Source organism: Sphingomonas yabuuchiae (genome assembly GCF_001477495.1).
In the GTDB taxonomy this organism is placed as follows: domain Bacteria; phylum Pseudomonadota; class Alphaproteobacteria; order Sphingomonadales; family Sphingomonadaceae; genus Sphingomonas; species Sphingomonas yabuuchiae_A.
Map to the genome: position 1 here is coordinate 234,230 of NZ_LDTF01000007.1, position 25,353 is coordinate 259,582.

Consider the following 25,353-nt stretch of genomic DNA (forward strand, 5'->3'; position numbering starts at 1 on the left):
AGGGTTCGACGGCAACCGGCCGTCAGCGGTTACGCCTGATCGTAAATGGCGCGGATGCCGCGCTCGCCGCGCATCAGGGCATCTTGTTCAAGGCTGGCGTCCGCTGCCGCCACCAATTCGTTCATGAGGGGGGAGGATGCGGGCGGCGGATACGCCTCCCGCAGGACGATGCCGATCGCCACCGGCCGGGAAGCACGCCGCCCCGCGACCATTTTCTCGGCCGGGGCGGTGCACATCAGCACCCAACTGATGACGATCATCATGACGCCGCCTTCGATCATCGCCGCGCCCCCTTGTCGGGTGCAAGCACCTCCAGCTTGGCTTCAATCCGCGCCGTGCGCGTATCGATCGAGCGCAGCAGTTCGACGCGCTGTTCCAGAAGGTCGAGACGGCGCGTGTTGTCGTGCAACTCCCGAATGAAGCCTCCCCCGGTCAGCAGCGCGCCCGCCAGAAAGCCAGCGAGCGAGATGACCGGAATCCAGTCCTTCCAGCTTGGCGAGCCGGGTACGGGCGGGTCAGCCATTTCGCACGCGCGCCCACAGGTGGCGCGGGCCGATCGGCCCGCGCCGGATGGCTTCGGTCATGGGAAAAATCCTTATCTGGCGGGTCGGGAAGAACGTGGGCCTTCAGGCCAGTTCAATAATGATGTCGTCGAGGTCCATCGTCGTGCCTTCCTCGGTGGACTTGACGATAAGCGTGGTTGCACCCGCCGCAGCGACGAAGGTGGCCGATTTTGTGCCATTCGCATCAAAGCCGATCCGAATCGTCTCGGAACTGCTGCCCTCGGTTCCAAAGACGATCATGCCCTTGACTACATTGCTAAGCGTGGCCGTAATCTTGTATTGCTGCCCCGCGACCAGACTGATGTTGGCGTGCTCGGAATAGGTCCATTGCGGAACAGCGTTCAGGTGCATCTTGCCGCCGCTGATTGTGAAGCCGTCGCGTAGGAGCCATCCGGCTGCCGTCGAAAACGTGCCGTTCTTGAGGATCGGCGCAGGGCCACTATTCTCGGTTGTGAAGCCGACCGGCGCGGTTTCCGGCCCGGACCCGCCGCTATTGAGCGCCCGAACCTGGACGGAGAAATTCGTCTGCGCCGTCAGGCCCTCGATCGTCTTGCCATTGGGCAGCGCCTCCCACGACCCCACGCCATTCAGGCGATATTGGTAGCTGGTCGCGCGTGCGGCCGCATTGAACGTCAGCGTCACGGAGGTGGAAGTCGTGCTGGCGACGGCGAATCCGGTGACCGCGCCCGGCATGTCCTGTGCGGGACTGCCCAGGGCGTCCAGATCGGCGAAGCGGTCGCCAAGCTGGTACAGACCCGCCTTGCTGTAATGCGTCTTGTCCGCCTCGATCGGCAGGCCATCCGTGTTGACCAAGATCGTTGGGCCGCCGGGGCTTGCCGAGACGACCTGATCCTGCGCCGCGCGGACGGTCGAGGCCCTGTTATTGGCCTGCGCGCCCATCGCGTAGTCCACAAAGGTCTGGCTCAATCGGGCGATATAGATTTGCGCGCTAGGCCCGACCCGCCAGCCGTCATCGAGATCGCGCATCCCGCGCAGCAGCGCTGTCAGATTGGTGGCATAGGCGTCCGCCCACAGGGGGATTGAAGTGTCATTCTCGCCCTGCACCCATCCGACCAAGCGGATGATGGGATCATATCCAGCCGCCTTGATCGCCGCCATCGCGTCGCGGACATGGGTCCGGGTCCGCGCATAAAGCTCATCTTGGCTTTGCACATTCCAATCGAGCGTCGCCTGACCATCGTCAGAGCGATAGATCATGGTCCCGCCCATCGCGTATTTGACGATGAAATGCGGGATGCGCGGATAGGCCGCGCGGAACCGCTGCGCATAGCGCAGTTCGGCCGCCCATTCGCCAGTCGGATTGCCCTTGCTGTAGCCCGCGAACGTGTTGGGCAGGTACGGCCGCAGGCCATCAACCTTGTGATAGGCCATGGTCAGCGGGTCAGCGACATAATCGGTTGTTCGGTCCGTGGGCGACCCCACTGCGTTGGACTGGCCCGCCCAGATCGTCACGATGGCCGGGACAAGCACGCGATTGGGATTGGCGGCGGTAATCCGCGCGGGCGACGGAACATAGATCACCGACCCGTCATCCTGCGTGAATGGATAGGTGCCGTCACCTTTCGGGCCGCCGGTCGCCGCCCCGCTTGCCCAATCGAGCACTTCATTGCGGGTGGTCAGCATCAGCGTCGTTGCGCGCAGCAGTGCGGCCGTCGCAGCGGTAAAATCACTCATGAAGGTTTCTCCCTACGCGCCCAGCATCGCGCCTTTGACTTCGACAAATTCGACCAGCGATCCCGCCGCGATAATCAGCGGGATGTTGTCGACTTCCGTGTTGCGAATTGAGATGTTGATTGCGACATAGCCGACATGCGCCAGAACAGCCGGATCGCTGAACAAAGCGAACGGACTGATCGGCATCCGCGCCAAAGAATTGGTGTTGTCGAACACCATGTTTGTCTCGCTGCTGACGGTGTAAGTCCCGCCGCCCTCCAGTGAAACCGACATCGCCACGATGAATTGAAGGTCATCCTGACTTCGGCAGTTGAGGCTGGTGCGAACCAAGATATAGCTACCGGCTTCTTCTTTCTTGAAGCTGACGGTGGCGATGTTCTGATAGGTCGCCACCCGCGCCACGGACGCATCTTGGGTCAGCACCGCAAAGCGGGAGGCCGACGCCGCCCCTTTTTGGATATGCTGCGATTGGACGGTATCGGCCCTCAGTCGATCAACGACGACATTGGGCATATAGACCGCGTTCGGGTCCTCTCCTGCGCTCGCATTGCCGATGCGCAGCAGCAAAGTCCCATCCGGCCGGAAAAAGTCCGTCTGGCTGAACTTGAACGAGATACGCGAAACCGTGCCGTTGTTCGTCCCGACGATCCCCGACACAAGGCCTTGCGAGTCGAGCGCCAGGACCGCTTTAGCCTCGGCCCCATTTTGGGGATCGACCGTCGCGGACAGCAGCAACCCGACTTTGGCCTTAAGGCCCGTCCCCGGCGTGTCGAGCGATGCCGTCACATCCTGTTTGAAGGTGGCGAGGGCACTATTGACGGTGGTGATCGCCTGTTCGGCCGAACCTACGCGCGCCCATACACCCGTTTCGGGGGTGTTGAGGCCCGCCTCGATCACGCTGATACGGCTGGCGAAACTGCGCCCCTGTTCGGTGATCGCCTGCTCGGCGGTGCCGATCCGCGCCCACACACCCGTTCCCGGCGTATTCAGGCCCACCTCCAGCGTGGAAATCCGCTCGCCGAACACCCTGCCTTGGGTGACGATTGCCTGTTCGGCCGTGCCGATCCGCGCCCAAACGCCGGTATCCGCCGTGTTTAGCGATAGCTCGATCGTGCTGACCCGCTTGGCGACGGAGGTATCCCCGGTCAATGTCGCCTCAACCAGATCGGCAATGGTCGCCTTGACGCCCCCGTTCGGGCTGTAGATCGCGGCGTTCAATTCCTCGAATTTGCTCAGCGTCGCGGTGTTGTTGGCGATGATGACCTGTTCGGCCTTTCCGATCCGCGCCCATACCCCGGTATCCGCCGTATTCAGCGACGATTCGATAACGCCCACGCGCTTGGCCACGGAGTTGGTGCCCGACACCGTGGCCTCTTCAAGGTCCGATATGGTGGTGGCCAATAGCGAGTTTGCCGCCTTCAAGGTCGACAGCTGGCGGACAAGGCTATCGTCGCCGTCAATCACCGCCTCTTGGAGGGATTGCACCTTGGCGGATATGCCCTTGGCTCCGACCTCCAGCGTCTCCAGTCGGGTCGCGCTGGCATTGTCGCCTTCCGTGATGGCGGTGGTGAGCGACGAGGCCAACGCGTTCAGATCGCCCGCGCCCTTGGCCTCAATCTGCGTGAACCGCTGCGCCAGCGAGGTCTTTGCATCGACCATGACCGTGGTCAGGTCGAGACTGAAGGCCGTTCCGTTCAGCGACCGCGCGCCCAGCAACTTCAAATCCTCGACGGCGCTGTCCGTCTTTTCCCGCGTCTCCACCACGACGGTCCCGATCGGCATCCCCTCCAGCGTCGTGCGCGCACGCATGTAGGAATTGAGGGTGCCGAACATGCGCACCACGTCGAACACGCTCGGGGTCAGCAATTCGACCGTTTCAAACACGCCGTCGAATTTCCCCAGAGCGGCGGTCAGGTCGGTGTTGATATCGCCGATATCGGTCAGCGCCGATTTCAGGTCAGTCTGGACCCTATCGAAGTCGGACACGAACTTTTGACTGTCCCGGCCGCCTACGGCCGCCGTGTCTTTCGCGGTATTCTCGCTGGTCTTGTCCGCATTGTCCTTGGGCTTCGTGCCGTTCGGATCGCCGATATCCGGCCACGATACGAGCGGCGCGGCCTTATCGGCTGCGCTTAGACCCTCGATCGACAGCGACAGCTTGCTGACGCCCGCTCCCGCCTCGATGCCGAAATCCCGGAAAAAGCCGTACACGGTCAGGCAGTCCAGCCCGTCCTGTCCGATCCAGAGCGACGGTAAGGCCCGCACCGTGGCGATGCGATTGGCGACGATATCGAGCGCGTCCGTGCGGATCAGCGCCTTGGCGGTCATCCGCTTGGCATAGCCGCGCTTGGCAATCGTGACCTCGCCGAAGTCGTCGACCGTCTTGCGGCTGAAATCGGTGATCCCGGCCGTGGGGGCCGCCTCGGTCGTGCCCAACGCCACGACACGGCCGATCAGCAGCGTGCCGACCGATACCGATCCCGCCCCGGCGATCGTCACCGTGACGCGGGCCTTGCCGCCCAGATCAAGGAAGGTGACAGCCCCGCCGGTCACGGCCTGCGTCCGGTCATAGCCATCGGCCTGAACACGGACAGTCGCACCCGTCACGTCGAGCAACGCCACGCCCTCGATGCGCGCCGTCTCCAGCCGCATGGTCATCAAGCCGTCCGCCTGCGCCACCGTACCGAGCGCCTGGTCAAAGGGTGCCCAGCGCTTCGACGGGCCGGTATCGAGCCATTGCCCACCGGCCGCCAGCAGCGGATCGGCCGCCTTGTTGGCAATCAGGGCCTCATAGACCCGGTGCTGACGCAGCACGCGCGCGCCCTTGATATAGCCGGTCACGCCCGACCATGCCGGGGCGTCGTCTTCCGCGACGCTGGAGGCGGTCAGGATCGCTTCCGTGACCGTATAGGGCTGGAGCAGCTGGAGGGTGGACCGACGACCATTCGGCGCGGGATCGCCGCCCGGATCGGCCACAGACGCGGTTTCGGCCAGCCCTTCGACCGACAAGGTGCAAAAGGACAGCGGTCGAACCGCCACATCGATATCGAAATCCTTGTAGAAGCCGGTCGGGCTCAGCCATGCGAAACGCGGATCGGCGATCCACTGGGCGGACGTGGCGCGCAGATCGGCCAGACGGCGTTGCAATGCGCTGGCATCATCGAATGGCACCGCCAGCCGCACCGACAGTCGACGCGCGAAACCGCGCTGCACGACGGTCGTGACGCCGAAATCGTCCGTGACGCGGCGGCTATAGTCGATGATCCCGACCGTGCTGCCCGTCTCGACAGTGCCGATCGTCAGGCGGCCGCCATCGGCCGTCACCACCTCCATCATGCCGCCGCCCCCGCTACGCTGATCGCCTGCCCACCATGCTCGGCGGTCACATTGTCCAAGGTCTTTTTGATGCCTCCCGTGTTGCTCGCCGTGGCCGCATGGCCCGCGACATTCTCCCGGCGCAGATGGGCCACTTCGTCCCGCAGCTGGCGCAACTCGGCGATCAGATCGTCATTCGCCGGGGGCACGGCCTGTCCCGTCGCCGCATCCACGCCGGGCATCGTCACGGCCTTGCCCGCGACGATGCTGCTGCCGGTCACGGGGACGGTGCTGCGCCCCTGAATAGCGGCCCACGTCGCTTCCAGCTGGGCGGCGGTCTGGGCGCGGATGCGGTCCAGTTCCTGCCGACTGGTCGCCGAATTGGCGGCCGCCGTCAGCAGCGACTGCGACAGGCTGGGCAGCAGCTTGGCCGCGTCCTGATCGCCGCCCCGCGCCGACGCATTAGCCGCGTTGAACTGCCCCATGATGGTCGCGAACGATCCATCCCCGCCCGCCTCGGTCAGACCCCGGATGCGCTTGACCTCATCCATGATGCTGTCGCCCACGTCCGACCATGCCTTGCGCAGATCGTCGGCCGCCTTGGCCGCTTCCTGCGCGTCCTGAATTGCCCAGATTTGCAGCTGAAGCGCCCGGTTGCTGCTATCCAGCTTGGCCAGATCAAGCGCCCGGATCGCGGCGGTATCGCCATTCACCTCCAGCAGCCTACGTTCCAGATCGGCGCGTTCGCTGGCGATATCGGCCGCGCTTTTCACGCCCTCCAAGGCCGATTGCAGATCGGCAAAGGCAGGCGCCAGCTTCAGCAGCGTGGCATAGGTTGCCTGTCCGGCCGTCGTGGTCAGGTCCTGCGCTTCGACCAGCGAGCGGAAGGCCGACAGGCTGGCAGGCATCGACAGACCTAGGCTGTCGAACACGCGGCCCAGCTGCGCGGTCTTCGCAGCCGACTGTTCGGCCTTGCTGTAATAGGCCTGAAAATAGGCATCCGTGGCGCTGGTGAACGCGCTGACGCTCTCGAACTGCGCCACGAGCCCCATCTTCGCATCCACGCCCAGCGCCTGCGCCGCGCCGCCCAGATTTTGCAGCGCGGTGGTCGCGGCCTCGACGGTGGACGCCACCCGGACCAGCGTCTCGAATGCGCCTTCACCGACCTTCGCGAAGCGCTGGAAACCGGGGAACGCGCTGTCCGCCATGCGATCAGCCGCCGCGCCGAAAACGGCGGTCAGCTTTTCCTGAATTTGCGTTCCGGTCAGGCCCTTCAGGTCGATTTTGCCGATGTCGACGATAAAGCCGTTCAGGCGCGCCTGAATATCGCCGGTCGCCACTCCCAGCGGCCCGGCCGCCGCGACGATCGCGCTGTTGAACTCCTTCAGGATCAGCGTGAACTGGTTCTCAAGCCCGCTATCCGCGCCGGTATATTGGGTGGAATAGGACTTGCCGGTCGTGATGCCCAGGAACCGCTTTTTTTTCTCGACATCCGAATAATAGGACGCGTCGAAGCCGCCCGACAGGATGCTGCCTAGCGACTGTGCGCCGCCATACAGGCCATTGCCGACAACGGTGGTGGTCGATCCGAACAGCGAGCCGATCAGGCCCTTGATGCCGCTGAACAGGCCACCGATCACAGGAATCTTGGACAGGATGCCCAGCGGGTCGACCGCGTTGGACAGTAGCTTGCCGGTCAGGTCCGTCTTGAACCCCTCGGTGATCCCGGCCGACGCATTGATATTGCCCGCCCGGACCAGCACGCTGGCCAGCCCGCCAATCTGGTTGTCGATCGACCGCAGCGACGTGGCCATTTCGCGCGCATAGACGGACGTAACGGTATCGACTTCCTTCAGCGCATCGAGCGACCGCTTCAGGCTCTCCGACTTGGCCGCGCTGTCGCCCAGCACCGTGCCGGTGCCCGCATTGGCCTTCGGCAGATCGCCACCGCCCTTGCCGAACGCCCCGACGATCGACAGGCCGATCGACCCCAGCACGGCCGCCGTGGCCGCCCCGGCCGCGATGTTCAGCGGGAAGGGCAGGCCCGCAATCGCCTTGGCCACCGCCTCGACGGCATGGGCGGCCGCGCGCGCGCCGCTCTTGGCGATGGCGCTGCCCGTCTCGATGGCGTCCTGTGCCACGGCTCGCACCGACAGGGCGAACTGGACGGCACGGAAAGCCTTTTCGGCCGCCGCCATCGCCTCATACCCGGTCGAACCTTCGTCGAAGAACCCGCGCGCGGATGCCGCAAGGTCGCCGTACATGGCGATTTGCATCGTGCTGGACCGGGCCGTGTAGAGCGCGGAAATCTCCCGTTCCTTGCGGGCGCGGACCTCTGCCACCGTGATTTGGCTGGCATCCCGCAGTTCCTTCTGCTGCCAGTCGTTCAGGCGCTGGCGATCGGACAGATGCCCCGCAAAGACGGACGCCATATCGCCCAGGGCGCGGCCCGCCTCGCCAAAGGCTTCCGCCATGCCATGCCCAGCATTCTGAACATTCGCAGCGATCGCGTCGAACAACTCGGCCTGATGCTTCAACGAATCGTTGTAGGCGTTGGTCAGCAACTGGATTTGCTGCTGATTTTCCGCAATCTGGACTTGCTTGGCGATGTAATCGTCCGCGAACCTGCCCTTGAAGTCATGGTCCGGTAGTTCCTGCGTGGCCTTTAGCGTCGCCAAAGCCTTGGTCCGCTCGGCGTCCGTTGCGCCGATCAGGTCCCGTTCTTTTTCCAGCTGCGCCAACCGGCGATCGGCGGCCTGATCGGCCGCGAAGAACCTCGCACCGACAGCGGCCGCGTTCGATCGCTTCTGGGCGTCGTGCAGAGCATCCAGCGCCTTTTGCGCCTCGGCTGCCCCTTTGGTCAGCCCGCGCTGCTGTGCGGCCTCCAGAGCCGCCAACAAGGGCAATTCGGCGATCCGGTCGCGCAGCATCTCGTTGGCGCGGCCTGCCGGGATCAGGCCATCCGCTACGGCCGCATTCACGTCAGCCTGAATCCGCGACTGATCGTTCATCGACTGGACGGACTTCGCGCCGTCCGCGACACGCTGCGCAATTGCCAGTTCAATCTGCCGATTGACCGCCGCCTCGATATCGCCGCGCTGGCGGATGGCATGGCTTTCCGCACGCACGCGGGCTTCCGCGATGAGCGCGGCCGACCCGGACACGCCGTAAGCCTCGGCCAGCGCATAAAGGTTGCGGATGGACGCCTCGACCGCCTGCGCGTCGCGGACCAGCTGCGCAGCGTGGTCATTCTTGGCGCGGTGATACCGTTCCGACACGCGGGAATAGGCGTCCTGCGCCTGCGTCTCGCGTTCCTGCTGCGTCAGAACCTGACCGCCCAGCTGAAGACGGGTCAGCTGCTGCTGCGCGGCGGCCTTTTCGGTCTGATTGCGCGCGGCACCCAATCGCACCTGCGCCTGCGCGACCAGATGGGCGCGTTCCTGCGTCGTGATCCACTGGCCCGATGCATTGCGGTTCGCCGCAATCGTGTCGGTGACGGCCGCATAGTCATGGCGCAGGGCACCAATCTGGGCGGCGGTCAGGCCGGTCGTATCCGCCAGTCCCTTTTGCAGGATACGCTGCTGGGCGAGCAGATCGTTGAATTGCTTCATGCCGCTGGTGTTCAGCGATTGCGATGCGTTCAGCGCCGCAACCTGATCCTGATTGCGCCCTGCCGCCGCGTTCGGCCCCGTGGGCAACGTGTTGCCGGTGCCAATCAGGTCGACAGCCCAGCCACCGACATTCCGCTTTAGCCAGGCATCATAGGACGCCCCGGCATTCTTGATCCGCTGATCAAGCCGACCGAACATCACCGCCACGCCGGACACGGCATCGCCCAGCGCGTCCATGTAATGGGCCAGCCCGGTGGCCTCATGGCTGTTCGCGACCAGATCGGCGGTCAGGATGCGGGTCAGCTCGGACGCCGCCTTTTCGCCGTCACCCTGCGCCGCCAAGGCGCGGATATGCTCATATTGCGCGCCGGTCAGCAGACCCAGCTGTTGCGTGAAGGTGTCGGCCGCCCGCCCCGGATCGGACATGGCTTCGGCCAGCGCGGCTTGCGCGGCAGGGGCATCCTGCCCGGTCAGCTTGGCGTATTTTTCGACATTGGCCGCCAGCGCCGTGATGGTCTGGCCGCTTTCGATCCCGGCCGACGCGAAGGCCGCGACACTATCGCGGGTGGCCGACAGCGACCGATTGCCCGCCGATGCCGCCGCCTCGGCGACCGTCTCCAGCTGGGCGGCCGTCTGGCCGGATGTGCGACCGAGCCCAGCCGCCGTGACCTCCAGCCGCTGCATCGCCGCGCCATATTCGCCCAGCGCGCGAACCGCCGCGACGGCCGCCAGCGCCGTACCCGCCAACAGCAGGTTCGTCGGCGTCAGATAGGGCACCAGCTTTCCGAACCCGCTGACCACATAGCCCAGCACGTCCTGCCCCAGCTGGCGCATTGATGCGGCCGCGCTGCCCCCGCGCGCCTCAATCTGCTGGAACACGTCCCAGATTTGCGGACCCTGCTGCACAAGGATCATGAACGGGTCCATGCCCATGGTCGCCGTCACGCCCACGTCCGCCAGATTGCGGGTCAGGTTCAGCGTCTCATAGCTGGTCAGGCGCTGCGCATCCCCCAAGCCCTCATGCGCGCCCGTCACACGGTCCAGCAGCGCCTGTTCCATCCGCAGCTTGGCGGCATATTCGTCCAGACCGATCGCGCCCGCCGATACCAGCTTGCGCGCATCGCCGATTTCCTTGTTGAATCGCTGTTGCGCTGCAAAGGCCGGGTCGATCGACGCGCGCAGGCGATCGGCCGCCGACGCCATCATTTCATGTTCGCGGGTCGCCGCGATTTCGGCCGCCTCATGCTCCCGCAGGGCCGTCACACCCGCCTTGACGCGCGCCTCAAACATTTGGTGGGCGAGGGTGGCCGATCGCAGCGCCTGCGTTTCTTCCTCAGCCGCACGCGCGGCCAGCGCGCTGAACGTCGCGCCCGCATCGGTCGCGCGGGGTTGGTTTACCCCGAAATTCTGTTCCAGCAGCCCTTGCAGTCGCGATCGCTCCAGCAGCTGGGCATTTAGCGCCGCTTCCGCGCGCACGCGCTCCCGCGCGGCCTCGATGGCGGCTTTCGCCTCGGCCTCTGCGCGCGCTTCGGCCAGCGCCTCGGCCTCGAACCGGGCGCGGCGCGCGGCCGCCAGTTCCTTGCCCGCCAGATCGGACTCGGCCGCGCGCAGCCGTCCGGCCAGTTCGGTCAGGCCCTGCTGTTCGGCGGCCAGCGCGGCCGCCTCCACCTTTGCAAGCCGCATTTCCTCGCGGGTTTTCCCAAAGGCACCGTTCTGGCGCTCAATCTGGGCAACCAGCCGCTCGCCGGTCTTTTCGACCGATGCCAACTCACGAATGGCCGCACGCGCCGCCTGTGTCGTCTCTGCGCCGAACGAACGCAGCGAAGCCTGCGCCCCGTTCAGGTTCAGCATCGAGGCGGACGCACGTTCGACCTTGTTAAACTCATCGATCGCGTTCGCGCTGGCCCGGTCGATAGCCGTGTCCAGACGCGCCAGCGCCTCGAACGAACCGCCGGTATCGATATCGAACCCGACGCCAAGCGCCGCACCTTCGAAATTGTCCATCAGCGGCGCTCCAAAAGAAAAAGGGCCGCCCGAACGGACAGCCCTATTTGTACTTACAATTTATGTTGACGCTTAGGCTTTTCGTGCGTACAAAAAACCCATGATGATCGTATGGGACGAACCGAAGCGCGCCGCGAACCTTGCCAAGCACGGCATTGATTTCGCCAATATCGACGAAGCGTTCTTCCTGTCCGCGATTATCGGTGAAGCGAAACAAGGCCGCTGGTTCGCGGTTGGACGCCTCAACGGCGTCATCACCGTGATTTTCGCCACGCTGGGCACCGAAGGGCTTTCGATCATCTCGGCCCGCCCCGCCAGCGCCAAGGAAAGGAAATTCGTGGAATGACGAAATACACCCAAGCGGACATGGATGCCGTGTCAGACAACCCCGAACTGACCGACGCCCAGCTGGCCAGCGCGCGGCCGTTCGCCGAAGCGCTGCCCGCCATGGCGGCCGAAATGCGACGCGTGCGCGGCCCCCAGAAAAAGCCGACCAAAATCCCAAAGACCATCCGGCTGTCCCCGGAGGTGGTCGACTATTTCGAAGCCACCGGGGCGGGCTGGCAATCCCGCCTGGATGATGTGCTGAAGCGCTACGTGACCGACCATCGCTGATCAGCCCAGCACACGTTCCAGCGCGGCCTGTTCGGACGAAATCTCGACCTCACTGACCGGGGCGGCCCATGGCGGCGGGCATGTCATATCCTCGGCCCGTCGCCCTTCGGCCAGATACTCGGCCGACAGGCGGCGCATGGTTCGCGCTTCCCAAGGGCAGAGCCGAACGCCGGTCATCTGCGACCATGCCGAAAGGGTGGACCAGCTAAGCGGAACCGTGCCCATGCCGGCCACCTCCACCAAACCCATTTCAATCAGGCGTTCGGTGATATGCGGCATGGGATTGGGCGGCATCGCCGCAGCGGCCGCCGCCTTGCCCATCCGGTCCGCCCGGCTCTTCTTCGCATCGGGATCTACCTTGTCCCATTGCTCGGACAGTCTGGACCCCTCGGGTGGCTTTGGCGTGGCGGCCAGCCACGCCATTTGCCGCACGTAAAGCGTCAGGCCTTGGCCGACGCGGGCTTGAAGTTTCCCCAGTCGGCCAGGAACCGGGTAATCTGATTGACGATGAAGCCCAGCGCCGGGTCGGAATAGGTCGCGCGGTACAGGTCTTCACCCGTCGCCTTGCCTGCCGGGGAATAGGTGAAGTTCTCGAACGAAGCGGTGACGGCCGCATAATCTTCGGCCGTGGTTTCCCGGCGCTGTTCGGCGGACATGGCCGAAGGCTTGCCGTCATTGTCCTGTGCGCGCTTCAGGGCGCGTTGGGTCTGGAGTTCCTCAATCCGCGAATATTGCGGCGAGGCAGGGCCATACAGGTGGATGCGGACGGGCTGACCGCCATCGTACATCAGGTTGCCGCTGGCATCCTTCAGGTGCAGCGCGCCGGTCGAAGCGACGGCGATCTTGGCAATATCGAACATGGAAACCTCATTGCGGCGGGAATGCGCGGGATGCACCGACCCGCCCCGTCCCGCGCAACGCGGGGCAGGCCGATGCTCATGAACCGGCTGGGCCGGAAGGGGGTTAGGCGGCTGCGACCTTCACGATGTCGGTGCAGATTTCGATGGCGGGGTTCGCCATCAGCATCGTGCCCGCGCCATCGGCCGTCTCGGGCATCCCGAAGGTGCGGCCCTGAAAATAGCGCTTGGACCCGTCCTGATAGGTCACGCAGAAGCTATACAGCTTCTGCGACTTGTCCGCGCCGCTGGTCTGGAGGACGCCCTGACCGGCATCGGCGCTGTCCAGCGCCAGCGACGGGCTAAGCGCGCCGTTATCGACCGGCCCTTTGTACTTTTCCTTGGGGCCGTCGAGCGGCTGGAACTCGACCTTGGCGAAACTCGCACCGAAAGAGCCGATCTTTTCGACCTTGCCGATGGCGGTCATGGTCAATGCGGCAAAACCGGCCGCGTCGAAGGTCGCCGGGCTGGCGACGGAAATGGCGAGCTTGGTGCCCGCCGCAGTCTGGGCAGTCATGGGTGTCTACTCCTGTTGAGAGGCGGGAGGGTGAAGGCCGCGTCAGTTCTGGGCGACGGGGATGCCGTTATCGGTCGGGGCGGCCTCGGCCGCGTCGGGCTCGCCGACCAGACCGGCCGCCGCATAATTGGCATATTCGCCTTCGGTGATGTCGACGGTGGTGCCCTGGGTGAAGGAACGCAGCGTTCCCGCGTCCTTGAAATCGCGCAGCACCTTCGCGGACTTCTTGGGGGTGTCGGTGTCGGACATGCTCATTCTCCTGTGGTGGCGTCGTAACTGACGCGGAAATCTTGGGTCTGTTCGTAGGTGTTGCCGGGGCCATCCACGTCCGGGCCAAGCCCCGACAACAGGATGGTCACGCTGGACCCGCCCCCGATCGGGCCGACCCGATCGGCCCCGGCTTCGCGCACCTGACGGATGATCGCGCGCTGTTCGGCCCAGGTGGCGGCGCGCACGGCGACCGAAATCCGGTCGATGCACCGCCGCGTCCCTTCCCGGCGCAGCATTTGCGGCCCCGTGCTGCTGACGGTGCGGACCAGAATGGCGGGCAGCGGCTGGCCCTCCGGCAAACGGCCGCCCTTAATATTCTCGACAGGGACAAGCCGGATCAACGGGGCGTAGGCGCACAGGACCGCCCCCATGATCGTCGCGCCGTCGATCACGTCCTCAATCGGCTGATCGCTCATTGGTCATCGTCCATGTCGTCTGGCCCAATCCCCTTGCGGGTCAGGCGGTTGGTGATGAATTGCTGCGCGGCGCGGATCGCCTCGGCTTCCTTCACGTCCAGCGCGGGACGCAGGAACGGGAAGGCGCGCGATCCGGTGTGAAAGACCTCCGGCCCGACCGGCCGCCCACCAATCACAAGCGTGGGGCTGGCCTTGCTGTCCTTCAGTTTCTGATTCAGCTTTCGCGCGCCGATGCCGCCAACGGCCGCGATGAAGTGCGGCGCGGTGCCGTATTCGAGCCAGACGCCTAGCGAATAGCTGAAGCCCCGCTTGACCGTCACGACGACGCGGATCGTGTCATCCGTGACGGCGCGGGCCTTCACGACGATATCCGCCGCTACGCGGTCCGACTCGCACCGATCGCGCGCTTCCTCTGCAATGACCTTCGCACCTGCACGCGCCGCGCCGGGCAGCAGCTTGGTCCGGCAATAGTCGGGGATCGCGGCTATGTAGCGCTTGACCTCATCGCGCCCTGTGACCTTGGCCACGTCAGGCCGGGTTTCCGGCCGGGGTGGTTTCCTCGGCCATAAACTCAATCAGATAGCGCCGCCCGATCTCGGCTGGACCTGCAACGATTTGCAGCACCCGCCCATCGACGATGAACCGCATCCGGGCGGTCAGCCCCGGCCGATAGCGGATGCGGATGCGGGCGGGACGCTTGGCGATCGTCAGCCCTTCTGACAGATTTTCCCCCCGGCTGGGCAGTGTGTCGCGGACCTCTGCCCAAATCTTGCCGCTGGTCACGGATACCCATTTGCCCCGTCCGGCACCCCCAAAGGTCTTGTCCGCCTCGGGTTGCTCCAGCTGGACACGCTTATTGGGCCGAAAAGCGGCCCGTTGATCCTTGCCAGCCATCAACCGACCGATGGACGGCTATAGGGGCCGACCAGCGCCGTAAGTGCGGTAAGGTTGGAAAATGGATCCTCGGGGTTGTTGAACAGGTCGATCAGCGCCACCCGAATGCCATGCACCACAGGCGGGGGAAGTTGACCGTCCGGCCATCCGCGCTCCCCGGTCAAAGGCCGCTCCATATAGTCCGCGACGAACTGAACGGCGGTGGAAATCAGCGACTGCAACAGGCTGTCGCTGATTTCGTCATCGACCTTCAGCCATTCGCGGGCAGTGGCCAGCGAGACGATTTCCGCCATGACGTGTCCTCTGCCCGCGCTGGATCAGGCTTGGGGAGCGGCCGAACCGCTCTTACCCTTCGGAGCCTCGACGGCCTCCGCAACCCCGGCCTTGATCAGTTCTGCCTCGGTTTCCGCGTCGAACGCCGCGACCTCATCCTGATTGTAAATGGTGCCCACCTGAGTGGTTTCGAGAAAAGTGACCGCCATGATGGCCTCCAGAAATGGAAAAGGCGGACCCGACACGCGGACCCGCCTGAGATGGTTGGAGATTGATCGCCGGGCTTACGGTGCCCAGGTCACGCCCGTCAGGACCGCCGCTGCGCGATCGTAGCGCAGCTGCGTGTCATGCTCTTCGATCAGGCGGATGACCGTTTCGTCGTTCGAGAATGCCGCCCGGATCACGCCGCCATCGTCATACGCGGCCGTGTCCGACGCCGCCAACGCGACCTGATAGGTGTCGCCGATCAGGAATTGCGACCAGTCGCCGAAATACAGTTCCGACTCGTTGCCGCCCGCGCCCAGATTGTCGGGCACCGAAGTCGTCTCGGCGATCTTGTAGCCCTTCAGCGTGCCGTTCGCTTCGATCGACGGATAGACGATGTTGCCGTTGCCATCGCGCAGGCTGGCCAGGAACTCACGAACGCGCGGGCTCATGACCCAGCCGCAGCTGATCATCGGTACATTGGCGTTCTTCACCGCCAGCGTCATGCGCCCCAGGTCCGACGAAACGGTCACGAGGTTGGGATTGCCGGTCATCGCCAGAATGTTCCCGGCCGCGACCAGATTGCGAACGCCGGTCGGCGCAACTGCGCTGCCCGCACCGCGCAGGAACTGCTGGTCTTCCTTGACCGCCGCACTGTCGAGCAGATCGTCGCGGACCATCTGGTCGACGCCATAGCTGGCACGACGGATCAGCTGATTGGTGATCGGCACCAGTGCCATCAGCTTCTTGGCGGTCATGTTCAGATTGCCAACCTGCATGTCGGTGGTCGGCGCCGGAACGCGTTCACCCACATAGCCCGCCTGCGTGCCCGCCGTCTTCTTGCGCATGGTCAAGTTGCCATCCGGCATCGGCACCGACCGCGCCCCCAGATTGCGGATGACGACGCGCGGGCGCAGCAAGCCGATAAAGTCGCGGCTGTAATCGGTGTCGACCAGATAGCCGCCCTTGGTGTTGGTCGACTGTTCCATGTTGGCGACAATCTGGCCGGTTTCATCACCGAACACAGTTTGCGCGTGGTTCGCCATCGCCCGCTGATCATTGCCACCCGTCGCGGCCAACGACAGGGCGATGCGACCGACCATCACGCCCGGCTCCAGCTTTTCCTTCACGGCTGCCGGAACGGTGCCACCGCCCGCGCCGGCACCACCGACATGGATCGGCTTGGCGGCCGATGCCTTCAGCGCCAGCGTCGTTTCCTCGCGACCGACCGCCGCTTGGAGACGTTCGGCTTCCGCCTTGTGCTTGTCGAACGCTGTCTGTTCCTCGGCCGTCAGGTCACGGTTGTTGTCATTGCTGGCGGCGTCGAGGATCGCTTCCATCGATCCGACTTCGGCCGCCAGACTTGCCCGTAGCGCGGTAATGCGCATCGTCATTCTCCTTGGTGGATTACAGCCCGGCGCGCGCTTGCGCCAAGGCCAGGTGGTTCGCCGCGGCGGCCCGCCGGGGCGCTGCCGGAGGGGCGGTTCGGGCAAGCCGCCGGATCGCCCCGTCAAGGCCATCGGCCTCCACGCGGTCGACCATCCCGGCCGCCTTTGCGTCCTTCCCGGTCAGGGTGCCGCCCTTGCCGAAATCGGCCCGGACGGTAGCTTCAGAGACACCGCGCCCCTTGGCCACGGTGCTAATGAACACGGATTCGATGGCGTCGAGCGTCGAGCGCAGAGCGGCCCGGCCTTCCTCGGTCGAAAGGTCCGGCCGCTTGTTCGGCGCGCCGGTGCTGGTGATGTCGATAGACCGCCGCCCCGACATGTCCGGCCCTTCCTGATAGGAAGTCGACATGCACACGCCGATCGAACCCACCACGCCGGTTGGATCAAGACTGATCCCGCCCGACGCCTGACTGGCGATCCAGTACACGGCCGAACAGCATTGGCCCGACACATGAACCGCCAACGGCTTGGAAAAATTGGCGACAAAGCGGGCAAAGTCGTGGATGCCCGACACCGCCCCGCCGGGGCTATCGATCGTCATCAGGACGTTCCGCACCTCCGGCGAGGCCTCCAGCGCCCGCAGATCGGCCGCCACGGCGTCGAGCGTCGTCGCGCCAGACGTCGCCAGTCCCCCAGCACGGGGAAAGACCGGCCCGAACATCGGCACGATACCGACGCCATCACGAAGGGCGGCCGTGCGCGTCCCCGGTGCCCGTTCACCCATCCGGGCGGTCGCATCGGCAAACCGCGCCTCATGCCCGTCCCGCTCCACCGCGATCAGCGACGGATGATCCATCATGCGAAGCGCAATCGCTTCGATCGCGTCGAGATAGGCGGGCACGATCGCCCACGGCTCCGACCGGATCGCGGCCAGGACATGCTGGTTCATTCGTCTTCCTCGGACTGTTGGGGCGGCGCTGGCGGCCGGGGTGGTTGGGCAAGGGGCTGCCCTTCAATCTGCGAGCCGGAACCGACGCGGTATTCGTCACCGCCGGGGCGGTCGTTCATGTTCTCTTTCCGCCGGACCGTGTTGGGGTTCATGATCCCCTTGTCGATCGCCACGGCATAAGCCTGATAACGGGTCAGGATATCGCCCTTCAGCATGGCCTCGGGCATGAACTCGAAGAAATGACCCTCATCAGCGAATTGATGGGTCATGTGGGCCGCGCCACGTTCGAAGTGGGCGAGCATCGAATACAGGTACAATTCGAGGCTCTGATGCTCGATATTCGAAAAGGTCGCACGGGTCAGTTCGAATAGGACGTGCGGTGCAACACCAAAGGCCCGCGCTACCTCCAGAACGCCAAAACCACGCGACTCGATAAACTGCGAAGCCTTGTTGTCATGGGCCAGAAACTTGGCGTCCATTTCCTGATCCAGCACCGCAACCGAGCCCGCATTTTGCGGCCCCGCAAAGCGCTGTTGCCAGTCGGACCGGATCGCCTCTTTGCCCGGCCGGTCAATCTTGGCCTTGGTGGTCAGGATGGTCGACGGCTGGGCGTTGTTCTCCCAGAACCGCCGGGCGAAATCGCTGGTCGACGCGGCCGACTCGAACGTGTTGCCCAACAGCTTCAGCCGATCGATGCCGACCAGACCGTCACGGCTGAACCCCGGCACGAACCAAATGTCGTTGCGGGTCAGGCGATCCCGCGACCCATCGGGCAGCTGTGCGTCATAAAACATTTCCAGCCCGTCCTGCCGGTCCCAATGCTGAACCGGCGCGATCCCATCCGGCACCAAGCGGCTAAGGGCATTGGGGCGGTAGAGGGCGTCGCGGTGGATGAAGGCCCCGAAGCGACCGCGCATCAGCAAATCGCCCATCATCAGCTCTTTGAGCAGATAGGCGGGCTGGACGGCGTTGGCGCTGGTCGACAGCATTCGGGCTTGCGGCGCGTCGTCGACCCGCTCTTTGCCCTCGGGCGTGTTGCGGTAATAATGGACGGGCGTCATGGCGTAGAGGCCGCAAAGCACCTCCAGCGCCCGAAGCACGGCCGGAACGCTCATGGCCCGCGCTTCCCCCATCGGGGCACCCGACCGATTGCCGCCCAGCAGGTTCAACACGGTCATGCCCTTGGGATCGTTCAGACCGTCCGCGCCTGCGATCAGCCCAGCCTGCCCGGCGTCGCCACGGATGGCCCACCCGCCATGCACTGACGGCATCGGCGCGGCCGGGGCCACATGGGACGCATCGGCCCGGAACGCGCGCGCCGCGTTCCGGGCGCGATCGATAAATCCCATGCTCAAATCCCCGTATATTCGAATGAACCGGCTGCTGCCGGGTTCTCGGTCATCAGCATCACGGCGTTGAACATTGCCGCCAGCGGATCGATTTTGGCGCTGGGCGTGGCCTTCACGATGGCCACCGCGCTTGCGCCGCGCGGCTCCATTTTCGCGTTGCCGACGCACCAGCGCATCAGTTCCTTGCCCTCATGCCGCAGCGTCCGCGCTGCGACCTTCCGGGCCGCGCCCTTGATAGCGGCGCTCAATTTGTAGCCCTGCCCGATCGACCGCAGCTGATTGTCAGGGTCGAAGCCTCGGGCGACCAGTTCGTCCACGATCGCCGACACGCCCACCGGGTCCAGCCCGATCGCGCCGGTTTCGGGGAAAAGCCCGGCATCCCTGACGCGGCAAAGCGCATCCACGACGCCGCGCACATCCTCGGTCAACTCTTGGTCTTCCTCGTCGTCATCCGCCTCCAGGTCGATGACGACGCAATCGGGCATGACGCATTTGAAGAGGGTTTCTTCCGCGACCAGTTCGTCCAGCTTGGTCGCGATATCCTTGCGGCGATCCCACACGACCGACCAAGCCCAAGCCCGGCACCAGACCAGCCAGCGCTTTGACCCCTTTTCCCGGCCGATGAGGCATAGCCCCAAAAGGTCATCCAGACCGCCCCCGTCGATCCCGGCCACGACGACTTCGCATCGCCGGATCATCGCATCGAGGGTCAGCGCCGTATCAGCAGCCGCATCCCAAAAATCAGCGCCGGTCCACCGATCACGCGAAAGGCGGGTGCCGATTTCAACATTAAGGTGCTTGGACAGGAAGATTTGCAGGATGCCCGGTTCCCCGGCCATCGCCTCCCGCAACTTGCCTTCCAACCATTCGGCGTCGACCGAGCGGCCGATGTTGGGATTGGTCACATAGAAATTGGCCGGGTCGAGATAGGCTTTGCTCTCGATCATCGTGGCCGGGAACTCATAGAGCATCCCCAGCTTGCGCGGATCGATGATCGTCCCGTCACGAACGCCCCGGAACAGGTCCAGCAGCCGCTTGAACTCGCCGCGCGGCGCTTCGTCGGAATGAGTGGAGAGGTAGACCACGAACCCTTCCGGGCGACTGACCAGCCCGCCAAGAGCTTCCATCAGCATCGCAGCGGCCTTCGGATTTTTTCCGAACAGCCATACCTCTTCGACCAAGACGAACCCGGCCTTTTTGCCGCCGACGATTTCGCTGTCAGCGGCCACCACCTTCAGTTCCGAGCCGTTATCGAGATGCTTGATCGTCCGTAGATGCTCCACGGGTTTCAGCAGCTTCGACAATTCCGGGTCAGCCCGAACCATTCCCATGGCCGGGGTAAAGACGTTGTTCGCAATCTCCTTGGTAGGGGCGAGCACCAACAGTTCGTTGGCATCGCGCCAGTTCAGCACTAGCGCCGTGATCATGATCCCGGCGGCAATCGTGGACTTGGCGTTTTTCTTGCTGATCAGCAGGAAAAACTCGTTGATCAGCTGGCGGCACTTGATCGGGTCATAGGCCCCGAAAATGGCCCCCACGAACTCAAACACGAAATCGTCACAGGCTTCGCCGAACGTCGGTTGTCCGGGCACGTCGACGATGCGCAGGCTCTTGAAGATGGCCAACGCCTCTTCCGCCTGATCGGGGAACAGCGGTGGCGGGACAAGGCTGCGCCCCTCCACGATCCGGGTTTCCCAATCGGGACACCCGGTTGACCATTCCAACTGTCGCACGGCGTCAGTTCAACAGTCTCGGCCCCTGACGGGGCTTGAACTTTTGCGCGGCTTCCTTGGCGGCTTCCTGCGCCAATTCCTTTTTGCCAAGGGCGGGGGCTTTCGGCCCACGGCCGCGATCACGGACGCTGTTCGCCACGTCCTTCAGGGCAGCCTTGTCGAGTTGCTTCAGCAGTTCCTTTTCGGCCGCGACGTTGCCCGCCTGGGCGGCGTCGTTCAGCCGCGACAGCTGCGTCATTTCCATGCGAAGGCGCGCATCCTTCTGGCGACGCACCTCGGAAAAATAAACCTTGCGCAGAGTCGGAGCCGACACACCGATCACAATCGCGGCCTCTTTGACGCTTAGGCCGCGTGCGAACGCCAACAACACCTTGTTGCTGTTCTGGAGGGTCCACCGATGCTCCGGCCGCCCACGGGCTTCCCTGTCCGGCTGGATAGGGTCGCCAAACAGATCGAGCCCAGAATTATCGGCCACTGGAAAAAAATTCTCCGAATGAGAGCGGTTGCGGTCTAGGGCCAGGGGCGTCCCAGAGATTGGACCCACCCCCCACCTGTCAGCGGGCGCGATGCTCTTGCCGTTGCTTCGCGCTGTCGTGGCAGGGCTTGCACAGGCACCACAGGTTGTCCTGATCCCAAAACATGGCCTCATCGCCCCGATGCGGTTCGCGGTGGTCCGCGACCAGCTGGGCCGTGTCAGGCTCGACGCGACCGCACCCCGGCCATTGGCAGGTGAACAGATCGCGCGTGAGAATGACCATGCGCAGGCGCTGCCATCGCGCCGTCTTGTACCAGCGCCGCCACGGCTGGGCGTCCCGCTCCCTGTCCCGCTCAACCCGCGTGCTGGGCGCATCCCGGCCGATCCGTGACCGCAACCCGTTCAGGCGCGGCTTCAGTCCAGTCAATTTGACCATGCACCACCAAAGGAAAGGGCGGCGAGGCCGAAGCCGCGCCGCCCTGAAAGGCTAAGGGAGGAGTGGAAGCCGCGCCGCTAAAGGCCCGTTCCAGCGTGATAAGAAATAGGCCGATTTCGCCCGATAGACGAACAGCAAAATGTGCGTCGGCCGCACATTCACCCGCTTGACACGCTAACGCCTGCTTTTCTGCGGTTTTGCGCCGCGATGATGGCGGCGAGGGCGCGGCCATACCGCATCCGCAGGCCGTCAGCGCCATGATCCAGGCCCATGCGCCGCAACATCTTGACCCACGAGATCTCGCGCTTGCCCGCCGCCAGCTGGGCGACAGCCAGCCCGACCAGCTTCCTATCGTCGGCGTCGAGCACGCTCAGCCATCCGAATGCCTCCTCCATCTCGGCCACCTCTTCCCGCGTTTGCGAAGCCAGCCGCAACGGCACGTCGGAACTGGAGCCGTCACCACCACGCGCGTCATAGTCCCCGGACAGCGGATCGCGGGTGATCTCCGGCCATGCCGAGCGCAGCTGCTGCCAGCCCTGCTCGCGATCCGGCGTCCGCCAGCACGTTAGCAGCGCTTCGACCAAGCGGTCTTCGACCATGGCGAAGTTCATGACCACAGGTTCAGGGAGCTTGGAATTGTCCTTCCCAACAGAGGGAGGGTCATTGGGAGGGTAGGAACCGCAGAAATCAGCCATTTTTTGTACCTTAGGGAGCTTGGGAGGGAAATCGCGGAAGGTTTCTCATGTGCGCACCTATGTGCGCGGGCGCGCCTGCACGCACGGCCACCTTCCTGAAACTGCCTCCCGTCCCTCCCAGCGCTCCCGGAATGGCGGAAAACCGCGATTTCGTGCCTCCCCGCACCCTCCCTGCCACGAGAGGTTGGGAGGATCAGAGCGGTTCGTCATCGGCATAACCGGCACCTTCGGAGGGGCTGGGGGAGGGGGACGGCGCGGCGTGCCCGTCCATCAGGCGCGGCGACGGCAGATCGTCGGCGATCGGCTTGCCATGCTCGTCGACAAAGTCGGACGGCGAATAAAGCGGGTGAATGTTGTCCCACACCATCGAGGAGGACTTGCGCTTCTTGAAGCCCTTCTTCTCCATCTGGCCCGCCAGATACTTCGGAGACCACGGCTTGCCGCTGGCGGCCAGCAGCTGCGCCCATGCCTGCCACGCCGCGAACAATTCGTGCAGCGCCGTTGACCCAATCGACTCGCCGGGCACCTTCTGGATGCACAGGTTCAGGAATTGGCCCAGTAGGTCGTTTTCCTCCTGATAGGAGCGCGTGGCATCCTCCACGGCCTTGGGACGGGGCAATCCGCTGTCCAGATAGCGCAGGGCACCCGCGACCATCCGATTGAGGATGCCCGACGCCTCGGCCTTCAGCTTAGCCTTCAGCAGCGGATCCGCGCGGTCGCTTGGCACGATCACGTCGAACGGAATGATCTCGACACGCCGCTGGATGCCATGGTCCGTGCCGATGCGCGGCTTGTGGTTGGCCGCCACCGTATTGGTGAACGTGACCTCCAGCTGGAAGGGAGGCTTCATCAGCTCGCGCACACCGCCGATCGGCTCGTCGCTGGTCATCGACTTGATCAGGCCGTCAGAGAACTTCGACCCTTCCTCCGGCTCGTTGGCATAGACCATGCGCCGCCCGGCCAGCGCCGCCAGATCCGGCGAGGCGTCGGACCCCTTGCGATACTTGCCCTGATCAATGAACGTCTCGATCGCGGCCGCCCAGGCATAGTCGCCCAGAATGTGCGCAATGGTGTTCAGCCAGACGCCCTTGCCGTTCGATCCCTGACCATAGAAGATCGACATCTTCTGCGCGTCAGCCAGGCCAAGGGAGTTGTATCCCGACCAGACATCCAGGAACGCGCGCATCTCGGGATCGGGCTGCACCTCTTCCAGGAACGCATCATAGATCGGGCATGTGGCATCGGGCAGATACTCGGCCGCCGCCATCTTCGTGATCTTGTCCTTGCGGCTATAGGCGACCAGCTCGACACGGGCAGGCGCGCCATTCCCCGGCCGGGTGAAGATCAGCGTCCCGTTGGCGACGTTAAGCCGCAGCGGATCCGTGTCGAAATCCTCGGTCCGTGCCGCCAGCCGCGCCTCGGCCATGCCGGGCAGCGCCTTGATATGGCTTGCGCCCTCGGAGGTTCGCCCCCACTTGGAAATGACGTCGGACAGCATTGTGACCGTGCCATCGCGCGCGACCTTCACGATCCGATCCAGCTTGCCCTTCTGTTGCGCCTGATGCGCGCGGATTTGTTCGGCATCCCAACCGATCTCCTCTGGCTCCGGGACGCCTGTCCCTTTCACGAACTCGGCTTCGGCTTGGATAGCTCGGGCCGTATCCTGCACCGCCCGGCCGAGCAGCGGCACCGCCATGTTCCGGCTCCACCGCTGCCCGTCCCAGGCCAGCCAGCCCCACTGTTCGACAAACAGGAAATTGGCCCCGTGACGCTTCAGGAAGCGTTCGAGGTTGCCCAGGTCCGTCTGGGGCAGCAACGCGCATGTCTGCGCTGCCTCGGCCTCCCGATCGACCTCAGCGCCCTTTCCCTGCCGCTCCAAGGCCGGGGACCCTCCCGCTTGGGAGCTTGCGACATCACGTTCCCCACGGGAGGGGGCATGGGGGCGGGAAGGGCCGCGATCGGCACGACGACGGGCGGACTCAATGACGGACGACAGGTCGCGCGGCGACGCTATACCAGCGGTCAGCCCGTTTTCGATGGTCCGGTGCGCCAGCGCCACATCATTGAACCCGGCGACCGCACCATGGAGGAACGACCGGGCCATCGACTCCGACAAGGCCCCGGCGCCGACCAGCTGGCCGACCGCGAACGCCGAAGCATTGGTCTGGTTGTTGCGCGTACCGCCGGGCGTGTTGCGCAGCTTCTCTTCCTCGGCCGCCAGCGCCGCCAGGGCATATTTGCGCACAGCCGCGTCCACGGGATCATCGCCGCTCCCAGACGGCCGGGGAGGCGCGGAAGATCGAGCGGACGCTGGCTGGTCGCCAGCGGCGTTGTTCGCCTTGCTGGCCTTGGGAGCGCGCAGGATCGCGATCAGCTCGGCCGGGGCCTCCGCATAGGCCGCGCCGTCCCGCCAGTCCCCACGATCGCGCAGCCAGCGATAATCGCCCGTCGCGCTATCGGCCGCCTCGATGCAGCGGCTGGGCGCGCCGATGACGTACCCGCCCGCACCCCGCACGTCGACGTGCAGCGGCAGGGAACCCTTGTTCCGGATCGGCTCCCCCTCCGGCTGGCGGAAATAGACATGCACGCCGCCAGATGGCGTGATCGCCGTCACCGATCGCGGCAACGGCACCCCCATTTGCGCCTCCAGCGCCGCCTTCAGCTCCTCCAGCGTGCACAGTCGCTTGACCGGATGGCCATCGTCGTCGACCTGTACCTCGCCCGTCTCCGGATCGATCGCCTCCTCCCAGCGCGGATCGAAATCCACGACGAACATGCCGTTTGCGCCCTGCGGCAGGCCGATCATCGCCTCGGGATTGCGCCGCCACCACGCGTGGATCTGCCCCTCGTCACGCGTCGCGGCCTTCAGGCCCTTGCCGATATAGGGCTGCTTCGCCTTCGACCGTCGCTCTTCCCCCGTCTTCGTGTCGAAATAGGGCGCGCCGTCCCGCTCGCGGCACGGGAACACCGGCCAGCCTAGGCGCGCGTAGAGGAGCGCTGCCTGCCCCATGGCCGACAGCGAGGATTCTTGAACCACGGATGATGCCCCTGAATG

At 64.7% G+C, this 25,353-nt stretch carries 24 protein-coding genes; 2 read left to right on the top strand and 22 right to left on the bottom strand.

Going from position 1 to position 25,353, the window contains the following annotated elements; all coding sequences use genetic code 11:
* Positions 1-29: 29 nt before the first annotated feature.
* The 5 genes from NS355_RS02325 to NS355_RS02345 all read right to left on the bottom strand — a co-directional run bounded on the left by NS355_RS02325 (position 30) and on the right by NS355_RS02345 (position 11,188).
* Positions 30-281, bottom strand: coding sequence for a hypothetical protein (locus tag NS355_RS02325; RefSeq protein WP_058744178.1), 252 nt, complete (start codon positions 279-281; stop codon positions 30-32).
* A complete protein-coding gene (locus tag NS355_RS02330) occupies positions 278-523 on the bottom strand; it encodes a hypothetical protein (protein ID WP_058744179.1) in 246 nt (81 codons plus the stop codon). Before NS355_RS02330 ends, NS355_RS02325 begins: the two co-directional genes overlap by 4 nt.
* Before the next feature lie 103 nt (positions 524-626).
* On the bottom strand, positions 627-2,258 hold the full coding sequence (locus tag NS355_RS02335; protein WP_058744180.1) for a sialate O-acetylesterase: 1,632 nt from the start codon (positions 2,256-2,258) through the stop codon (positions 627-629).
* A 12-nt stretch (positions 2,259-2,270) separates the two neighbouring features.
* On the bottom strand, positions 2,271-5,594 hold the full coding sequence (locus NS355_RS02340) for a hypothetical protein (protein WP_153007993.1): 3,324 nt from the start codon (positions 5,592-5,594) through the stop codon (positions 2,271-2,273).
* A complete protein-coding gene (locus tag NS355_RS02345) occupies positions 5,591-11,188 on the bottom strand; it encodes a phage tail length tape measure family protein (RefSeq protein WP_058744182.1) in 5,598 nt (1,865 codons plus the stop codon). The genes NS355_RS02340 and NS355_RS02345 overlap by 4 nt, the downstream gene beginning before the upstream one ends.
* Before the next feature lie 100 nt (positions 11,189-11,288).
* Here NS355_RS02345 and NS355_RS02350 point away from each other — a divergent pair, with 100 nt between their 5' ends.
* The gene (locus NS355_RS02350) at positions 11,289-11,534 is read left to right on the top strand and encodes a BrnT family toxin (protein WP_058744183.1); all 246 of its coding nucleotides are present in this window, start codon (positions 11,289-11,291) and stop codon (positions 11,532-11,534) included.
* Positions 11,531-11,803: a BrnA antitoxin family protein gene (locus NS355_RS02355; protein ID WP_056431455.1), complete on the top strand. Its 273-nt coding sequence runs from the start codon at positions 11,531-11,533 to the stop codon at positions 11,801-11,803. Before NS355_RS02350 ends, NS355_RS02355 begins: the two co-directional genes overlap by 4 nt.
* Here NS355_RS02355 and NS355_RS02360 read toward each other — a convergent pair whose 3' ends face one another.
* From NS355_RS02360 to NS355_RS02435, 17 genes are all read right to left on the bottom strand, one after another.
* A complete protein-coding gene (locus NS355_RS02360) occupies positions 11,804-12,226 on the bottom strand; it encodes a hypothetical protein (protein ID WP_244489524.1) in 423 nt (140 codons plus the stop codon).
* A 17-nt stretch (positions 12,227-12,243) separates the two neighbouring features.
* Positions 12,244-12,663 (bottom strand): hypothetical protein, encoded by a 420-nt coding sequence (locus NS355_RS02365; RefSeq protein WP_058744185.1) that lies wholly within the window; start codon positions 12,661-12,663, stop codon positions 12,244-12,246.
* Between the two features lie 103 nt (positions 12,664-12,766).
* Positions 12,767-13,216 carry a hypothetical protein gene (locus NS355_RS02370; RefSeq protein WP_058744186.1) on the bottom strand — a complete coding sequence of 150 codons (450 nt, stop codon included), beginning with the start codon at positions 13,214-13,216 and terminating at the stop codon, positions 12,767-12,769.
* Positions 13,217-13,258: 42 nt separating this feature from the next.
* Complete coding sequence (locus tag NS355_RS02375; protein ID WP_153007994.1) at positions 13,259-13,465, bottom strand: hypothetical protein; 207 nt, start codon at positions 13,463-13,465, stop codon at positions 13,259-13,261.
* Between the two features lie 2 nt (positions 13,466-13,467).
* A complete protein-coding gene (locus NS355_RS02380; protein WP_058744188.1) occupies positions 13,468-13,902 on the bottom strand; it encodes a hypothetical protein in 435 nt (144 codons plus the stop codon).
* The gene (locus tag NS355_RS02385) at positions 13,899-14,429 is read right to left on the bottom strand and encodes a hypothetical protein (RefSeq protein ID WP_058744189.1); all 531 of its coding nucleotides are present in this window, start codon (positions 14,427-14,429) and stop codon (positions 13,899-13,901) included. Before NS355_RS02385 ends, NS355_RS02380 begins: the two co-directional genes overlap by 4 nt.
* Position 14,430: 1 nt before the next feature.
* Positions 14,431-14,796, bottom strand: a complete 366-nt coding sequence (locus NS355_RS02390; protein WP_058744190.1) for a phage head closure protein — start codon at positions 14,794-14,796, stop codon at positions 14,431-14,433.
* Complete coding sequence (locus NS355_RS02395) at positions 14,796-15,089, bottom strand: head-tail connector protein (RefSeq protein ID WP_058744191.1); 294 nt, start codon at positions 15,087-15,089, stop codon at positions 14,796-14,798. Before NS355_RS02395 ends, NS355_RS02390 begins: the two co-directional genes overlap by 1 nt.
* 24 nt (positions 15,090-15,113) lie before the next feature.
* On the bottom strand, positions 15,114-15,278 hold the full coding sequence (locus tag NS355_RS18895; RefSeq protein ID WP_167345386.1) for a hypothetical protein: 165 nt from the start codon (positions 15,276-15,278) through the stop codon (positions 15,114-15,116).
* A 75-nt stretch (positions 15,279-15,353) separates the two neighbouring features.
* Entirely contained in the window at positions 15,354-16,661 is a 1,308-nt protein-coding gene (locus NS355_RS02400) for a phage major capsid protein (protein ID WP_209445006.1), read from the bottom strand.
* Between the two features lie 19 nt (positions 16,662-16,680).
* Complete coding sequence (locus NS355_RS02405) at positions 16,681-17,610, bottom strand: S49 family peptidase (RefSeq protein ID WP_058744193.1); 930 nt, start codon at positions 17,608-17,610, stop codon at positions 16,681-16,683.
* Positions 17,607-18,959 carry a phage portal protein gene (locus tag NS355_RS02410; RefSeq protein WP_058744194.1) on the bottom strand — a complete coding sequence of 451 codons (1,353 nt, stop codon included), beginning with the start codon at positions 18,957-18,959 and terminating at the stop codon, positions 17,607-17,609. The genes NS355_RS02405 and NS355_RS02410 overlap by 4 nt, the downstream gene beginning before the upstream one ends.
* A 2-nt stretch (positions 18,960-18,961) precedes the next feature.
* Positions 18,962-20,641 (bottom strand): terminase TerL endonuclease subunit, encoded by a 1,680-nt coding sequence (locus NS355_RS02415; protein ID WP_244489525.1) that lies wholly within the window; start codon positions 20,639-20,641, stop codon positions 18,962-18,964.
* Between the two features lie 55 nt (positions 20,642-20,696).
* Positions 20,697-21,167 carry a hypothetical protein gene (locus NS355_RS02420; protein WP_244489526.1) on the bottom strand — a complete coding sequence of 157 codons (471 nt, stop codon included), beginning with the start codon at positions 21,165-21,167 and terminating at the stop codon, positions 20,697-20,699.
* A 79-nt stretch (positions 21,168-21,246) separates the two neighbouring features.
* Positions 21,247-21,603, bottom strand: coding sequence for an HNH endonuclease (locus tag NS355_RS02425; RefSeq protein ID WP_058744196.1), 357 nt, complete (start codon positions 21,601-21,603; stop codon positions 21,247-21,249).
* Positions 21,604-21,761: 158 nt separating this feature from the next.
* Positions 21,762-22,298, bottom strand: coding sequence for a hypothetical protein (locus NS355_RS02430; RefSeq protein ID WP_244489527.1), 537 nt, complete (start codon positions 22,296-22,298; stop codon positions 21,762-21,764).
* A gap of 193 nt (positions 22,299-22,491) precedes the next feature.
* A complete protein-coding gene (locus tag NS355_RS02435) occupies positions 22,492-25,335 on the bottom strand; it encodes a phage/plasmid primase, P4 family (RefSeq protein ID WP_153007996.1) in 2,844 nt (947 codons plus the stop codon).
* Positions 25,336-25,353: the final 18 nt, after the last annotated feature.

Coding starts and splice junctions, on each gene's coding strand:
- NS355_RS02375 (WP_153007994.1), bottom strand. CDS start 13,465: ATGTCCGACACCGACACCCCCAAGAAGTCCGCGAAGGTGCTGCGCGAT.
- NS355_RS18895 (WP_167345386.1), bottom strand. CDS start 15,278: ATGGCGGTCACTTTTCTCGAAACCACTCAGGTGGGCACCATTTACAAT.
- NS355_RS02340 (WP_153007993.1), bottom strand. CDS start 5,594: ATGATGGAGGTGGTGACGGCCGATGGCGGCCGCCTGACGATCGGCACT.
- NS355_RS02410 (WP_058744194.1), bottom strand. CDS start 18,959: ATGGGATTTATCGATCGCGCCCGGAACGCGGCGCGCGCGTTCCGGGCC.
- NS355_RS02335 (WP_058744180.1), bottom strand. CDS start 2,258: ATGAGTGATTTTACCGCTGCGACGGCCGCACTGCTGCGCGCAACGACG.
- NS355_RS02390 (WP_058744190.1), bottom strand. CDS start 14,796: ATGGCTGGCAAGGATCAACGGGCCGCTTTTCGGCCCAATAAGCGTGTC.
- NS355_RS02400 (WP_209445006.1), bottom strand. CDS start 16,661: ATGCGCATTACCGCGCTACGGGCAAGTCTGGCGGCCGAAGTCGGATCG.
- NS355_RS02430 (WP_244489527.1), bottom strand. CDS start 22,298: ATGGCTGATTTCTGCGGTTCCTACCCTCCCAATGACCCTCCCTCTGTT.
- NS355_RS02365 (WP_058744185.1), bottom strand. CDS start 12,663: ATGTTCGATATTGCCAAGATCGCCGTCGCTTCGACCGGCGCGCTGCAC.
- NS355_RS02350 (WP_058744183.1), top strand. CDS start 11,289: ATGATGATCGTATGGGACGAACCGAAGCGCGCCGCGAACCTTGCCAAG.
- NS355_RS02370 (WP_058744186.1), bottom strand. CDS start 13,216: ATGACTGCCCAGACTGCGGCGGGCACCAAGCTCGCCATTTCCGTCGCC.
- NS355_RS02395 (WP_058744191.1), bottom strand. CDS start 15,089: ATGGCGGAAATCGTCTCGCTGGCCACTGCCCGCGAATGGCTGAAGGTC.
- NS355_RS02380 (WP_058744188.1), bottom strand. CDS start 13,902: ATGAGCGATCAGCCGATTGAGGACGTGATCGACGGCGCGACGATCATG.
- NS355_RS02425 (WP_058744196.1), bottom strand. CDS start 21,603: ATGGTCAAATTGACTGGACTGAAGCCGCGCCTGAACGGGTTGCGGTCA.
- NS355_RS02345 (WP_058744182.1), bottom strand. CDS start 11,188: ATGGACAATTTCGAAGGTGCGGCGCTTGGCGTCGGGTTCGATATCGAT.
- NS355_RS02325 (WP_058744178.1), bottom strand. CDS start 281: ATGATCGAAGGCGGCGTCATGATGATCGTCATCAGTTGGGTGCTGATG.
- NS355_RS02355 (WP_056431455.1), top strand. CDS start 11,531: ATGACGAAATACACCCAAGCGGACATGGATGCCGTGTCAGACAACCCC.
- NS355_RS02405 (WP_058744193.1), bottom strand. CDS start 17,610: ATGAACCAGCATGTCCTGGCCGCGATCCGGTCGGAGCCGTGGGCGATC.
- NS355_RS02330 (WP_058744179.1), bottom strand. CDS start 523: ATGGCTGACCCGCCCGTACCCGGCTCGCCAAGCTGGAAGGACTGGATT.
- NS355_RS02360 (WP_244489524.1), bottom strand. CDS start 12,226: ATGGCGTGGCTGGCCGCCACGCCAAAGCCACCCGAGGGGTCCAGACTG.